General features: G+C 71.7%; 15 protein-coding genes. All 15 read left to right on the forward strand.

The features are described 5' to 3' along the window. Positions 1 to 2: 2 nt before the first annotated feature. Entirely contained in the window at positions 3 to 1,829 is a 1,827-nt protein-coding gene (locus OG417_RS20810) for an ABC transporter ATP-binding protein (RefSeq protein ID WP_442875754.1), read from the forward strand. 306 nt (positions 1,830 to 2,135) lie between these two features. Then, the gene (locus OG417_RS20815; RefSeq protein ID WP_285566422.1) at positions 2,136 to 2,339 is read left to right on the forward strand and encodes a cold-shock protein; all 204 of its coding nucleotides are present in this window, start codon (positions 2,136 to 2,138) and stop codon (positions 2,337 to 2,339) included. 333 nt (positions 2,340 to 2,672) lie between these two features. Further along, positions 2,673 to 3,041 (forward strand): phosphoribosyl-AMP cyclohydrolase, encoded by a 369-nt coding sequence (hisI, locus tag OG417_RS20820; protein WP_329258502.1) that lies wholly within the window; start codon positions 2,673 to 2,675, stop codon positions 3,039 to 3,041. Then, positions 3,038 to 3,601, forward strand: a complete 564-nt coding sequence (locus OG417_RS20825) for a Trp biosynthesis-associated membrane protein (RefSeq protein ID WP_329258505.1) — start codon at positions 3,038 to 3,040, stop codon at positions 3,599 to 3,601. The genes hisI and OG417_RS20825 overlap by 4 nt, the downstream gene beginning before the upstream one ends. 98 nt (positions 3,602 to 3,699) lie before the next feature. After that, positions 3,700 to 4,353 (forward strand): response regulator transcription factor, encoded by a 654-nt coding sequence (locus OG417_RS20830; protein WP_329258508.1) that lies wholly within the window; start codon positions 3,700 to 3,702, stop codon positions 4,351 to 4,353. Between the two features lie 155 nt (positions 4,354 to 4,508). Then, the gene (locus tag OG417_RS20835; RefSeq protein WP_329258511.1) at positions 4,509 to 4,928 is read left to right on the forward strand and encodes a DUF2752 domain-containing protein; all 420 of its coding nucleotides are present in this window, start codon (positions 4,509 to 4,511) and stop codon (positions 4,926 to 4,928) included. A gap of 189 nt (positions 4,929 to 5,117) precedes the next feature. Then, entirely contained in the window at positions 5,118 to 5,924 is an 807-nt protein-coding gene (gene trpC / locus OG417_RS20840) for an indole-3-glycerol phosphate synthase TrpC (protein WP_329258514.1), read from the forward strand. Positions 5,925 to 6,020: 96 nt separating this feature from the next. Continuing rightward, positions 6,021 to 7,259 (forward strand): tryptophan synthase subunit beta, encoded by a 1,239-nt coding sequence (trpB, locus tag OG417_RS20845; protein WP_329258517.1) that lies wholly within the window; start codon positions 6,021 to 6,023, stop codon positions 7,257 to 7,259. Between the two features lie 65 nt (positions 7,260 to 7,324). Next, positions 7,325 to 8,146, forward strand: coding sequence for a tryptophan synthase subunit alpha (trpA, locus tag OG417_RS20850; protein WP_329258520.1), 822 nt, complete (start codon positions 7,325 to 7,327; stop codon positions 8,144 to 8,146). 203 nt (positions 8,147 to 8,349) lie between these two features. Continuing rightward, complete coding sequence (locus OG417_RS20855; protein ID WP_329258522.1) at positions 8,350 to 8,865, forward strand: MauE/DoxX family redox-associated membrane protein; 516 nt, start codon at positions 8,350 to 8,352, stop codon at positions 8,863 to 8,865. A gap of 37 nt (positions 8,866 to 8,902) precedes the next feature. Next, positions 8,903 to 9,748, forward strand: a complete 846-nt coding sequence (locus OG417_RS20860) for a DsbA family protein (protein ID WP_329258524.1) — start codon at positions 8,903 to 8,905, stop codon at positions 9,746 to 9,748. A gap of 109 nt (positions 9,749 to 9,857) precedes the next feature. Further along, a complete protein-coding gene (gene lgt, locus OG417_RS20865; RefSeq protein ID WP_329258526.1) occupies positions 9,858 to 11,048 on the forward strand; it encodes a prolipoprotein diacylglyceryl transferase in 1,191 nt (396 codons plus the stop codon). An 84-nt stretch (positions 11,049 to 11,132) separates the two neighbouring features. Beyond that, on the forward strand, positions 11,133 to 11,858 hold the full coding sequence (locus tag OG417_RS20870; RefSeq protein ID WP_329258529.1) for a VIT1/CCC1 transporter family protein: 726 nt from the start codon (positions 11,133 to 11,135) through the stop codon (positions 11,856 to 11,858). Between the two features lie 93 nt (positions 11,859 to 11,951). After that, positions 11,952 to 12,728 carry a hypothetical protein gene (locus OG417_RS20875; protein WP_329258532.1) on the forward strand — a complete coding sequence of 259 codons (777 nt, stop codon included), beginning with the start codon at positions 11,952 to 11,954 and terminating at the stop codon, positions 12,726 to 12,728. A 4-nt stretch (positions 12,729 to 12,732) separates the two neighbouring features. After that, on the forward strand, positions 12,733 to 13,848 hold the full coding sequence (locus OG417_RS20880; RefSeq protein WP_329258535.1) for a hypothetical protein: 1,116 nt from the start codon (positions 12,733 to 12,735) through the stop codon (positions 13,846 to 13,848). The last annotated feature ends 145 nt before the right edge of the window (positions 13,849 to 13,993 follow it).

Raw genomic sequence — 13,993 nt, forward strand, 5'->3', positions numbered from 1 at the left:
CGGTGACGGATACCAAGACCGAGGACACCGATGCGCCGGCGAACCGCCGGGGCGGGCCCGGCATCGGGACGGGCAAGGCGTCCGGCCTGGCCACGCTGCGTACCGGCCTGCGCCTGACCCCGGAGTTCCATCGGGGGATCGGCGTGACGCTGGCGCTCGCGCTCGTCGCCACCGTGGGACGCATCGTCGTGCCCGTGGCCGTCCAGCAGACGCTCGACCGCGGGCTGAGCTCGCCCGGCGGCCCGGACATCGGCTTCATCCGCACCGCCGTGCTGATCTGCGGCGCCGCCGTCCTCGTCACCGCGCTCGCGGCGTACCGGATGAACGTCCGCCTCTACCGGACCAGCGAGAGCGGCCTGGCGGCCCTGCGCGTCCGCGCGTTCCGGCACGTCCACGACCTGTCGACGCTGACCCAGAGCGCGGAGCGGCGCGGCGGCCTGGTCTCCCGGGTGACCACCGACGTCGACCAGATCAGCCAGTTCATGCAGTACGGCGGACTGATGATCATCATCGCGGGCGGGCAGCTCGTGGTGGCCAGCGTCCTCATGCTGATCTACTCCTGGCCGCTGGCGCTGCTCGTGTGGGCGGTGTTCCTGCCGCTGGCGGTCGCGCTGCGGTACTTCCAGCGCTGGCTGTCGCGGGCGTACGGCGTCGTGCGCGAGCGGGTCGGCGAGATGCTGTCGGCCGTCGGCGAGTCGGTCGTCGGCGCCCCGGTGATCCGCGCGTACGGGGCGGAGGACCGCACCGCCCGCCGCATCGACGCGTCCGTCGACGCCTACCGCGACGCCCAGACCCGGGCCCAGACGCTCGTCGCCGCGACGTTCCCCTCGACCGAGCTGGTCGCCGCGCTCGCGACCGCCGCCGTGGTCGTGGCCGGCACCGCGATGGGCGTCGGCGGCCACCTGACCGCCGGCCGTCTCGTCGCCTTCCTGTTCCTCGTCACGCTCTTCGTCAGCCCCATGCAGGTGGCCACCGAGGTGCTGACCGACGCGCAGAACGCCATCGCCGGCTGGCGACGCGTCCTCGACGTCCTCGACACCGAGCCGGACGTGGCCGACCCCGGCGAGGACGGCGTCGAGCTGCCGCGCGGTGCGATCGAGGTGGCCTTCGAGGACGTCTCCTTCGCCTATCCGGGCGGCCCCACGGTGCTGCACGAGGTGTCCGCGCACATCGCGCCGCGGGCGAGAGTCGCGATCGTGGGCGAGACGGGCTCGGGCAAGACGACCTTCGCCAAACTTCTGACCCGCCTGATGGACCCCACGTCGGGCCGGGTGAGCATCGACGGCGTGCCACTGCCCGAGGTGCGGTTCTCCTCGCTGCGCGAGCGGATCGTGATGGTGCCGCAGGACGGATACCTGTTCGACGCCACGCTCGCCGACAACATCCGGTACGGGCGCCCCGGCGCCACCGACGAGGACGTCCTGCTCGCCCTCACCGAGCTCGGCCTGGCCGACTGGCTGGAGGGCCTGCCCGACGGGCTCGCCAGCGCCGTCGGCCAGCGCGGGGAGTCGCTGTCGGCCGGCGAACGGCAGCTCGTCGCCCTGGCCCGCGCCTACCTCGCCGACCCCGACCTGCTGGTGCTCGACGAGGCGACCTCCGCCGTCGACCCGGCCACGGAGGTACGGCTCCAGCGGGCGCTGGAGGGCATCACCCGCGGCCGTACCGCCATCTCCATCGCCCACCGGCTCTCCACGGCCGAGGCCGCCGACGAGGTGATCGTGTTCGACCGGGGCCGCATCGTGCAGCGGGGACCGCACGCGGAACTCGTCGAGCGGCCGGGCCGGTACGCCGAGCTGTACGCCTCCTGGGCCGCCCAGCTCCGCTCCTGACCGGGCGGCCGTCCTCCAGGGGTGAAAAAACTATTTGCGGATATATAAATCGGGACTGGTGGGCGGCCGGTTTCGGGGGCGGGGAGAGACGGCGAAAAGCCGATTTTCGCCCGGCCATGTGTGAGAGGGCCGTGATGTTGGTAGGCTCCCCAGCGGTTGTAGTCGTAGTTCCAGCGTTCGTTTGCCAGACGCCCGCGGACCGATGACTAGCGGGCGTGTTCTGCTTCTCAGGGACACACGCGCTTCCGCAGCAACCGTTAAGTGGCCCATGAAGTGTGGGTCTGTTTGTCCCACAAGGAGTAAGGCATGGCGCAGGGCACCGTGAAGTGGTTCAACGCCGACAAGGGCTTCGGCTTCATCGCCATTGACGGCGGCGGACCGGATGTCTTCGTGCACTACTCGGCGATCGCCACCTCCGGCTTCCGTTCGCTCGAGGACAATCAGCGTGTGGAGTTCGAGGTCGTCCAAGGCGACCGCGGCCCGCAGGCGGACCAGGTCCGCCCGCTGTAGTTCGCCGACATCCACCCGTTGGGGTCCGTGCCGTTCTCGGCGCGGGCCTCTTCATTTTCCGCGCGCCTTCCTTAGCACCCGCGCGGATCGGAACTGCGCCACCGCACCGTCCGGCCGCGTTGTCGTCGGTCCCCGGGCCGGCCCCGCCTCCGCCTTGCCGTACACCACCCGAAGGCCGCTCGCCACGCGCCCTATCCTCGCGGACTCTTAATTTTCGGTAAGGAATTATCTGGTGTTCTGGCGGTGTTCGGGAGACCCCCGGCGTTCGCGACGGCACCCGGTGATCTCGTGTCCGCGCACCCCAGCGACGTTGTCCCGCGGAGAACCGGCACAATGGATGTCATGTCCCTGGACCCTAAGATCGCTGATCGTCTGAAGCGCAACTCCGACGGTCTCGTCCCCGCCATCGCCCAGCAGTACGACACCGGCGAGGTGCTCATGCTCGCGTGGATGGACGACGAGGCCCTGCACCGCACGCTGACCACCGGCCGCGCCACCTACTGGTCGCGCAGCCGCCAGGAGTACTGGGTGAAGGGCGAGTCCTCCGGCCACCAGCAGTGGGTCAAGGAGGTCGCGCTCGACTGCGACGCCGACGCCATCCTGGTCAAGGTCGACCAGGTCGGCGCCGCGTGCCACACCGGCGACCGCACGTGCTGGGACGCCGACGTCCTCGAGCCGGTCGTGGGCGAGCGCCCCCAGTGACCGGCCGCCGCGAACTCGCCGCCGCCACGTTGCTGGGCGCGGCGGGCGCGGCCGTCATCGTCGGGTTCGCCGGCCGCACCTGGGCGACCGTCGCCGAGCACGCGGGCGGCCTGGAGGCCATGAACCAGCGGCTCTCCGGACGGTCCCTCAGCGGCGTCATCGCCGCCCTGGGCTGGGCGGGTCTCGCCGGGATCGCCGCGCTCCTGGCGACACGCGGCTGGGCGCGCGTCGCCGTCGGCGTGCTGCTCGCGGCGTTCGGCGTGATCGTCGCGATCGCCTCGCCGGCCGCCGTACGCCATTCCCACGTCATCGCGGCCGCCGGTGAGAAGAGCAACCTGGCCCGGCTGGGCGGTGAGGTCGCGGTCCACGTCAGCGCCTGGTGGATCCTGTCGCTGGCGGGCGGCGTCCTGCTGGCCGCCGCCGGTCTGCTCACGATCGTGCGCGGACGCCGCTGGCCGGGCATGTCCGCCCGGTACGATCGCCCGGGTGCCGCGCCACCCGCTGGCGACGACCCCGCGTCGCTGTGGAAGGCACTCGACCGAGGCGACGACCCCACCTGAGAGACCGCCCGGCACCCTCGCCCGTCGCGGCAGGGCACGGGGTTCCGGGCGTTCTCCTCAGACCTCGCCGCCCGGCCGCACCCGGACGGAGGGCCGAGATGGACACCCCGGCGGAGACCGACCGTGACGGGGTCGTGCTCGTCGTCGAGCACGACCCCGGCGTCGCCGACCTCGCGCGGCTGTACCTGTCCCGCGAAGGCTTCGACGTGCACGTGGTGACCGAGCCGGAGGGGGCCGTCGCCGAGGCCCGGCGGCTGCGGCCCGACGCCGTCGTGCTCGACCTGTCCACGGGCGTGCGGGAGGAGCTCACCCGCGAGGTGGGCGCCACACCGGTCGTCTGCGTCGTCCCGGACGGTGAGACGGGCACGAGCCCGTACACCGTGCCCCGCCCGTTCAGCCCGCGCGTCCTCGTCGCGATGGTCGCCCGCGCGCTGCGCGGCCAGGCGCCCGAGGCCCCGCGCGAGGGAGTCCTGCGCGCGGGACAGGTCACGCTCGACACCGCCACGCGCACCGTCGCGGCCGCCGGTTCGGTCAAGTCGCTGACCGCCACGGAGTTCGACCTGCTGGCCTTCCTGATGGAACGGCCGGGGCGCGTGTTCACCCGCGAGCAGCTCCTCGCGGCGGTGTGGGGCTCGGCGGAGTCGGCGGGCACACGCACCGTCGACGTGCACATCGCCCAGCTCCGCGCCAAGCTGGGCGCCCTCAGCCCGCTGCGCACGGTCCGCGGCATCGGCTACGCCGCCGACCCGTGACCGGGCCCAGGACGAAAGCCGCTTTCGGCCGGATCTTCGTGCGCGGGCATGGGCCTGTTTTCGGCCGGGCCGCTACCCGGCCGGCCGTACCGGCCAGGTCCGGTCGCCGCGCGAATCGCCGCCCGTGGCCCGCCGCCGCGGCCTAACCTAGGGGCGTGACCACCGTACGGACGTTCCGAGGGAGCCAGAGCCGCTGGGCGCCGTACGCGGTGCTGGCCGCCGTGGCGGGCGCCGCCGGCTACCTCGCGCTCGTCGACCCCAACCGGCCCGGCCACTACCCGACCTGCCCCTTCTACGGCCTCACCGGCTACTACTGTCCCGGCTGCGGATCGCTGCGCATGATCCACGCCCTCACGCACGGGCACGTGGCCGAGGCGTTCGGCCGCAACGCGCTGACGTTCGTGACGCTGCCGTTCCTGGCCTACCTGTGGGTCCGGTGGGCGGTCGCCGTACGGCGCGGGCGGCCGCTGCGGGCCGGCGTCCTCCGTCCCTGGGTGATCATCATCTTCTCGGTGGTCGCCACCGTTTTCTGGGTCGTCCGTAACCTCCCCGCCGGGCACGCTCTCGCTCCCTGACCGAGCACCCGGGGCGGGGGCGGCGTTCCGACCGGGCTACGATCGTGAGACACGACGTCACGAACGAGGGGGATCGATCACGTTGGGAGCGGACCGAAGGGCCGTTCGGGCCCGCTCATGTCGGCTCCGCGAGCGCCGCCCCCGCCGGATCGCTCGCTCCGCTCACTCCCGTGCAGGCGAGGAGGCCAAGTGACCGTTCTCGACGAGATCCTCGATGGGGTTCGTGCCGACCTTGCGGAGCGCCAGCAGGCGGTCTCGCTCGACGCGCTGAAGGAGATGGCCGTCCACACGCCGTCCGCCAAGGACGGCTACGGCGCACTCCGCGGCCAGGGCGTCTCCGTGATCGCCGAGGTCAAGCGCAGCAGCCCCTCCAAGGGCGCGCTCGCCGCGATCGCCGATCCGGCCGCGCTCGCCGCCGACTACGAGTCCGGCGGCGCCTCCGTCATCAGCGTGCTCACCGAGCGCCGCAAGTTCGGCGGTGACATCGACGACCTCGCCCAGGTGCGCAACCGGGTCGACGTGCCGGTGCTGCGCAAGGACTTCATCGTCACCTCCTACCAGCTGTGGGAGGCCCGGGCGTACGGGGCCGACCTCGCGCTGCTCATCGTGGCGGCGCTGGAGCAGCAGGCCCTGATCTCGCTGATCGAGCGGGCCGAGTCGATCGGCCTCACGCCGCTCGTCGAGGTGCACACCGAGGAGGAGTTGACCCGGGCGCTTGACGCCGGGGCGCGGGTCATCGGCGTCAACGCGCGCAACCTGGCGACGCTGGAGGTCGACCGCACCGCCTTCGCCCGCATCGCGCCGAAGATCCCCTCCAACATCGTCAAGATCGCCGAGTCCGGCGTACGCGGGCCGCACGACCTGCTGGCCTACGCGTCCGCGGGCGCCGACGCCGTCCTCGTCGGCGAGAGCCTGGTCACGGGGAAGGATCCCCGTTCGGCCGTCGCCGACCTCGTCGCCGCCGGAACCCACCCGGCATTGCGCCAGGGCAAGTAGGGTATGGCCATGAGCCTGCGCGAGCGATGGCGCCGATCCGCGTCACTACCGACCGGATAGGTCCCTTTTCTTCTTCACACGCGACAGGAACAACTCATGACCACCCATGCCACTGGCATTTCGCTGCCCGATGTCTCGGGCCGCTTCGGCCGCTTCGGCGGGCGGTTCGCCCCCGAGGCGCTCATGGCCGCCCTCGACGAGCTGACCACCGCCCACGCCGAGGCGATGGCCGACCCGGCGTTCCGCGGCGAGCTCGACCACCTGCTGGCCACGTACGCGGGCCGGCCCAGCCTCCTCACCGAGGCCAGGCGCTTCGGCGAGAAGGCCGGCGTCCGTGTGCTGCTCAAGCGCGAGGACCTCAACCACACCGGCTCCCACAAGATCAACAATGTGCTGGGGCAGGCGCTGCTCACCAAGCGGATGGGCAAGACCCGCCTCATCGCCGAGACCGGCGCCGGCCAGCACGGCGTCGCCACCGCGACGGCCGCGGCGCTGCTCGGCCTGGAGTGCACGGTCTACATGGGCGAGGTCGACACCGTGCGCCAGTCGCTCAACGTCGCCCGCATGCGCATGCTCGGCGCCGAGGTCATCCCGGTGACGAACGGCAGCCGCACGCTCAAGGACGCCGTCAACGAGGCGTTCCGCGACTGGGTCGCCAGCGTCGAGCACACCCACTACTGCATCGGCTCGACGATGGGCCCGCACCCGTTCCCGATGATGGTCCGCGACTTCCACCGGGTCATCGGCGAGGAGGCGCGCCGGCAGGTCCTCGAGCTGACCGGCCGGCTGCCCGACGCCGTCACCGCCTGCGTCGGCGGCGGCTCCAACGCCATCGGTGCCTTCCACGCGTTCGTGCCCGACGAGAGCGTCCGCCTGTACGGCTTCGAGGCGGGCGGCGACGGCCTGGACACCGGGCGGCACGCCGCGACGCTCGCCGGCGGGTCGGTCGGCGTCATCCACGGCATGCGCACCTACCTGCTCCAGGACGACGACGGGCAGACTCTCGAGACGCACTCGGTCTCGGCCGGGCTCGACTACCCGGGCGTCGGCCCGGAGCACTCCTGGCTGCGCGACACCGGCCGGGCGACCTACCAGGCGGTCACCGACGCGGAGGCCATGGACGCCTTCGCGCTGCTGTGCCGTACGGAGGGCATCATCCCGGCGATCGAGTCCGCGCACGCGCTCGCCGGCACACTGCGGATCGGCCCGGAGCTCGCGGCCGGCGCCGAGGAGGAGCCGATCGTCGTGGTCTGCCTGTCCGGGCGCGGCGACAAGGACATGCATACGGCCGCCGAGTGGTTCGGGCTCGTCGGCCAGGACGGGGGCGCGCCATGAGCGAGCGAAGCGAGCGAATCAAAAGGCACGTGCCAGCGGCCACCCCCTCCGACGAAGGAGGTCCCATGAGCGGGGAACGTACGGTCGCGACGGCGTTCGAGAAGGCCGGCGCGGAGGGCCGCGCGGCGCTCGTCGGCTACCTGCCGGCCGGGTTCCCGACCCGCGAGGGGTCGATCGCGGCGGCCAAGGCCATGGTCGAGGCGGGCTGTGACGTCATCGAGATCGGCCTGCCCTACTCCGATCCGCTGATGGACGGGCCCACGATCCAGGACGCCGTCCACCAGGCCCTCGTCGGAGGCGCCCGGGTCGCCGACGTGTTCCACACCGTCGAGGCGGTCGCCGCGACCGGCGCGCCCACGCTCGTGATGACCTACTGGAACCCGGTGGACCACTACGGCGTCGACGCGTTCGCCCGCGACCTGGCCTCGGCCGGCGGCGCGGGTCTGATCACCCCGGACCTCACGCCGGAGGAGGGCGGCGACTGGCTGGCCGCCGCCGACGCGCACGACCTCGACCGGGTCTTCCTCGTCGCGCTCAGCTCCACCGACGAACGCCTCGCCGCGATCACCGAGGTCTGCCGCGGTTTCGTGTACGCCGCCTCCCTCATGGGCGTCACCGGCGCCCGGTCCGCCGTCGACACGGGCGCGGCGCGCCTGGTCGAGCGCACCCGCAAGGCCATGCCGGCGGGCGCGCGGCTTCCGGTCGGCCTGGGCCTGGGCGTGAGCAACGGCGCGCAGGCCGCCGAGGTCGCCGCCTTCGCCGACGGTGTCATCGTCGGTTCGGCGTTCATCCGCCGGCTGCTCGACGCGCCGTCGCCGGAGGAGGGACTGAACGCCGTACGGCTGCTCGGCGAGGAGCTCGCCGCAGGTGTCCGACAGCGGTCATAGGCACTGCGCTCTCGGTCCGCCGCGGGCGGCTCCGGCCGTCCGCGGTAGGCCAAAGAATCACCGGGGACCCCCTTGGCCCCTCATGGGGCGCGGCAAAGTGACAGGATGTGCCAGCGTGCTTGACGGCGCCCTTATGGCTTACCGCCTATGCTTGCGCGCGCCGGATTGCGAAACCGTGAGGAACCGATCATGGCTGGAGAGCGATGACAGCCGTTAAAGGCGGGCCCCGTAAAGGCGGACCCCCGTCCCTGCGCCCCGCGCGGGAGTGGCGAGAGTGGGTCACCCTGGTCGTGCGTATCGCGCTCGCGGCCATCCTCGGCACGGCCGGATACGCCAAGTTCAGCGAGGCCGAGGGACTGCAGAAGGTGGCGGTGTCCTCCTATCGGATTCTGCCCCAGAGCGTGGTCGGGCCCGTCGCGCTCGGTCTTCCGGTGCTGGAGATGGCGCTCGCCGCGCTGATCCTCATCGGGTTCGCGACGCGGACGATGGCGATCTGCGTCGGCGTGCTGTTCATCGTCTTCATCGCCGGGATCATCTCGGTGTGGGCGCGCGGGCTCACCATCGACTGCGGTTGCTTCGGCGGGGGAGGCCAGGTCGCCAAGGGCCAGACCCACTATCTACGGGAGATCTTCCGAGATCTCGGGTTCCTCGTCCTGGCCGCCTGGCTCATGGTGTTCCCGCGCGGCAAGCTCGCGCTCGACCGGTGGCTCGGACTGTAGCCGCCGCAGCCTTCACACGAAATTCCAAGGAGACCAGATGAGTAAGGCCGCTCGACAGCGGTCGGCCCGCGAGCGGCTGGCGGAGGAACGCAAAAAGCAGGCGCTGAAGCAGCAGCGGATGCGCCGGCTGATGATCACCCTCAGCGGGCTGGTCGTTGTGGCGCTGGCCGTGGTCATCACGGTGTACTTCGTCAACAAGAAGGACTCGAGCGCCTACACCGGTGCGCTCGCCCCCACGACCCGTCAGGCCGATGGGGCGATCCTCGCGTCCAAGCCGGAGGCCAAGGCGCCCAAGCTGGAGCTGTTCGAAGACTTCCAGTGCCCGATCTGCCATGAGTTCGAGAACGCCAGCAGCGCCACGATCAAGCGGCTCGCCGCCGAGGGCAAGGTCAACGTCCTCTACTACCCGTTCTGGCTGTTCAAGCAGCAGGCCGAGCCGATCAGGGGCAACTCCCAGCGCGCCGCCAACGCGGCGCTGTGCGCGCCGGCGGACAAGTGGATCCAGTACCACGACGTGATCTACAAGCACCAGCCGGCCGAGGGCTCGAACGGCTTCTCGAACAAGGACCTGATCGGGTGGGCCAAGGACCTCGGCTTCGACACCCCGCAGTTCGAGCAGTGCGTCAACGGCGGCCAGAAGCAGAGCCAGCTCGACAGCATGACGAACTACGCCGAGCAGACCCGCCAGGTGACCGGCACGCCGACGGTCTTCCTCAACGGCAAGTCGCTGGACCTCAACGGCACGCTGCTCAACGCCAAGAACCTGGAGAAGGCCATCCTCGCGGCCCAGCCGATGGACATCTCGCCGAGCCCGTCGTCCAGCGGTTCGCCGACCCCGCCTTCGGGCGGTTCGAAGAGCCCGTCGGCGACGCCCAAGAAGTAACGAACGCGACGAATGCCCGTCGTCGGCCGGCGGTGAACCGGCCGACGACGGGCAGTTCGCCGCCTGATCTTCATCGCCCCGTCTCCCAATGCCGGTAGTGTCACATCCCATGCAGCAGCCGCTCGCTTCGATTCCCAGCCCGTCCCAAGGGGTCGTCCACCTCGGGCCCCTGCCTCTGCGCGGATACGCCCTGATGATCATCCTCGGGGTGATCGTCGCCGTATGGCTCGGGGAGCGGCGCTGGGTCGCCCGGGGCGGCGCGGCCGGCACCGTCGTGGACGTCGCGGTCTGGGCGGTCCCCTTCGGACTCGTCGGCGGCCGCCTCTACCACGTCATCACCGACTACCAGCTCTACTTCGGCAAGAACTGGCACCCCGTCGGTGCCCTGGAGGTCTGGAACGGCGGCCTCGGCATCTGGGGCGCCGTCGCGGCGGGCACGCTCGGCGCCTACCTCGGCTGCCACCGCCGCGGCATCTCCCTGCGCGCCTTCGCCGACGCCGCCGCACCGGGCATCGCGCTGGCGCAGGCCATCGGCCGCTGGGGCAACTGGTTCAACCAGGAGCTGTACGGCCGCCCCTCCAAGCTTCCGTGGGCCGTGAAGATCGACCCGGCGCACCGCCCGCTGAAGACCCCGGACGTCGCCACGTACCACCCCACGTTCCTGTACGAGTCGCTGTGGTGCATCGGAGTGGCCCTGCTGGTGATCTGGGCGGAGAAGCGCTTCCGCCTGGCGTACGGCCGCACCTTCGCGCTGTACGTCGCGGCCTACACGGTCGGCCGGGCGTGGACCGAGTGGCTGCGGGTCGACCCCGCCCACCACATCCTCGGCCTGCGCCTGAACGACTGGACCGCGCTGATCGTCTTCCTCGGCGCGGCGGCCTACCTCTACTTCTACCGCGACCGTACGGAGATCCCCGAGGGTGCCGTCGGTACGCCCGCGGCCGAGCCCGAGCCCGACTCTGAGAGCGCGGCCGCCGCCGAGCCGCAGGAGCCGACGAAGGAGGCCTCCGCCGAGGAGGCCGACCCGGAGACGGAGTCCTTGGGAGAGAAGGCGTCGCAAGAGAAGACTCGCGAGGACCAGGAGAAGACTCGCGAGGACGAGGCTCCGAACGGCAAGGCGCCCGAGAAGCCCGAGACCGGCGAGGAGACCGCCGCCGACGAGTCCTCGGAGAGCGACGAGAGCGCCGAGGCCGAAGACGAGCCCGCGGACGAGGCCGAGCGCGACGACGAAGACGCCGACGATGACGACGGCAGGGAGAAGGCCTCGACCGGCGCCGAGCCGGGCGAGGCAAAGCCGTGACCCCCTTGGAGAATCCGTGAGCGAGCGGAGCGAGCGAATCAATCAACACGCGCGCCTGGTCCCTCCCCCGACGAAGGAGGGCTCATGAGCGTCGATGGAGCGACGAGCCGCCCGCGGGCCGAGATTCACCATGAGCACCGTGACGTCACCGGGGGTTGGCTGCGCCCGGCCGTGTTCGGCGCCATGGACGGCCTGGTGTCCAACTTCGCCCTGATCGCGGGCGTGGCCGGCGGTCGCGTCCACCACCAGGTGATCGTGCTCACCGGCCTGGCCGGGCTGGCGGCCGGCGCGTTCTCCATGGCGGCGGGGGAGTACATCTCCGTCGCCTCCCAGTCGGAGCTCGCGCAGGCCGAGATCGAGGTCGAACGCCGCGAGCTGGAGCACAACTCCGAGGCCGAGGAGCTGGAGCTCGCCCAGCTGTACGAGGCGCGCGGCCTGGAGCCGGAGCTGGCCCGTGAGGTCGCCCGGCAGCTGTCCCGTGACCCGGAGGAGGCCCTCGGCGTCCACGCCCGCGAGGAGCTCGGCATCGACCCCGGCGACCTGCCGTCCCCGGTGCTCGCCGCCGGGTCCTCGTTCCTGTCGTTCGCGATCGGCGCGTGCCTGCCCGTCCTGCCCTACCTCCTGGGCGCGGAGAACCTGTGGCCGGCCGCCGCGCTCGCGGCGGTCGGGCTGTTCACGGCGGGGGCGCTGGTCTCGCGGGTGACGGCGCGGTCGTGGTGGTTCGGCGGGCTGCGGCAGCTGGTCCTCGGAGGTGCTGCGGCGGCCATCACTTTCGCGGTCGGATCCCTGATCGGCACGAACACCGTCTGACGTGCGCGAATCGCTCCCCGAGCGGTCAGGTGCCACAAGGCAGCCTGCCGATATGGACTTGCGGGGGTCCGACCTTCGCTAAGCTCACCGCTCGTGAGCGAGATGGGATACGTCGACGCCGAGGAGCGGGAGCGGAAGCCCTCGCGCAGGCGCCGTCCGGCACGTGGGTCCAACCGCAACCTTTTCATCATCGGTGGTGCGGCGCTGGTCGTGCTCATCGTGGTCGTCGTCATCGCCGTGGTGACGATGGGCGGCGGTGACGACAAGAAGGACCAGGCGTCCGCCTCCGCGCGGGTGACGCCGAAGGTGTACGTCAACACCCCGGCCAACTCGCTGGTGAACAAGCTCAACGAGCGCAGCAAGGACAAGCGCCCGCTCAACAAGAGCGAGGTCTTCGGCGACGACGCCAAGTCGGTCAGCCACGGCAACTACCACTTCACGCTGGTGGGCTCGCAGCTGTCGGACTGCGCGTCGGTGACCTGGGGCCAGCAGCTCCAGAGCGACCTGCGCAAGTACGGCTGCACGCAGGTGGCACGCGGCGCGTACGTCAGCCAGGACAAGAAGTACCTCGGCCAGTTCGTCGCGATGAACCTCGAGCAGCTGCAGGGCGCCGAGCAGATCGTCCGCGACCTCGACCCGAACAGCAACGCCGGCTTCGTCTCACCGCTGGCCGCCCAGGGCGCCGAGAACTTCGGCAGCGGGTTCAGCGCCGCCTACAGCCAGTCCTTCGGCCACTACGTGGTCGTCAGCTGGGTCGAGCGGGCCGGTGGCGCGCAGCCGCAGACCATGAACGAACTGCTCGACGCGAGCATCGCCATCGAGAGGGCCGACGACTTCGTCTGGGAGCGGCTCGTCCTCGTCGGCGGTTAGCGGGATGGCCGACCGGATCGGTCGACGACGGAGCCCGCGCGCCCGCCACGACGGAGCGCCCCCGCATAACGGAGCGCCTCCGCATAACGGAGCGCCGCCGCATGAGGGAGCGCCGCCTCCGTACCGCGGAGCCTTCCAGCCCCAGAACGCCGGAGCGCCGCGCTACGAGCCCGCCCCGGAGGGCGCGCCGCCATCGCCTGAGGGAGCACCGCCTCCGTACGACGGGGCCTTCCCGCCCCGGTACGACGGAGCGCCGCGCTACCAGGGCGCACCCCCACACGAGGGGACGCCGTCGTACGACGATGCGCCGTCGTACGACGGGGCGTCCTCCTACGACCAGGCGCCGCAGGGTGAGGACGAGCCTCCGGGCCCGCCACGACGCCGCCCGCGGCGGCACACCGGGCTTCCGCCCGTCGCCTACTTCGCCGCCGCCGGCGTGGTCGTGCTCGTCGCCGTGCTCGTGGTGGTCGCCGCGGCGGCCTTCACCGGCGGCGGCGGAGCGCCCGGCACGGCGCCGCCGCCCTCGGCGGCGAACGTGCGCACCGACGGGCCCGGCGCGTCCGCGTACTCCCAGGCGGCCTCGACCGCGGCCTTCAACGCGATCGCCGACCGAGCGAAGGACGGCAAGCCCCTCACAGCGGCGGAGGTCTTCGGCACCAAGAAGATCGCCGATTCCGACGCGAAGGCGTCGCTGAAGCTGACCGCCTCCCAGCTCGACTCGCAGTGCACCTCGGCCGTCTGGGGCACCAGGCTGGCCGGTGTGCTCCAGCAGGCCCGCTGCACCCAGGCGGCGCGCGCCACCTACTCCGACGACCGGTTCGCCGCCATGGTCACGATCTTCAATCTGGCCGACGCGCGCGGCGCTGACCAGGTGGTCGCCCAGGCCGACCCGCGCACCGGCAACGGCTTCCCGCTCGCGCCGCCGCGTTCGGTCGCGTTCGGACGGGCCTTCAGCACGGCGCGCGGCGTCGCGATGGGCCACTACGCGGTGATCACCTGGGTCGAACGCACGGACGGCTCGGGCGACGAGAGCGACGCCGCCCTGCTGTCCCTGCTGGTCACCAGCGGCCGGCCCAACGCCGTCCTCGTACGCGCGGCCGGGACCGGTCAGCATCACTGAACCGGTTTCAAGGTCCCGCTGACCCACCGCGCCGCTCGCTACGGACGGGGGCCTGGAGACAGGCGCACGGGCTCTCCTCGAGCCCGCCGCCCACCGCTCGTCACGAACCACCAACTCCGGCGTCCGGCACGCCGCGAAGAACACA

The sequence above is a fragment of the Actinoallomurus sp. NBC_01490 genome, assembly GCF_036227085.1.
Taxonomy (GTDB): Bacteria; Actinomycetota; Actinomycetes; order Streptosporangiales; family Streptosporangiaceae; genus Actinoallomurus; species Actinoallomurus oryzae.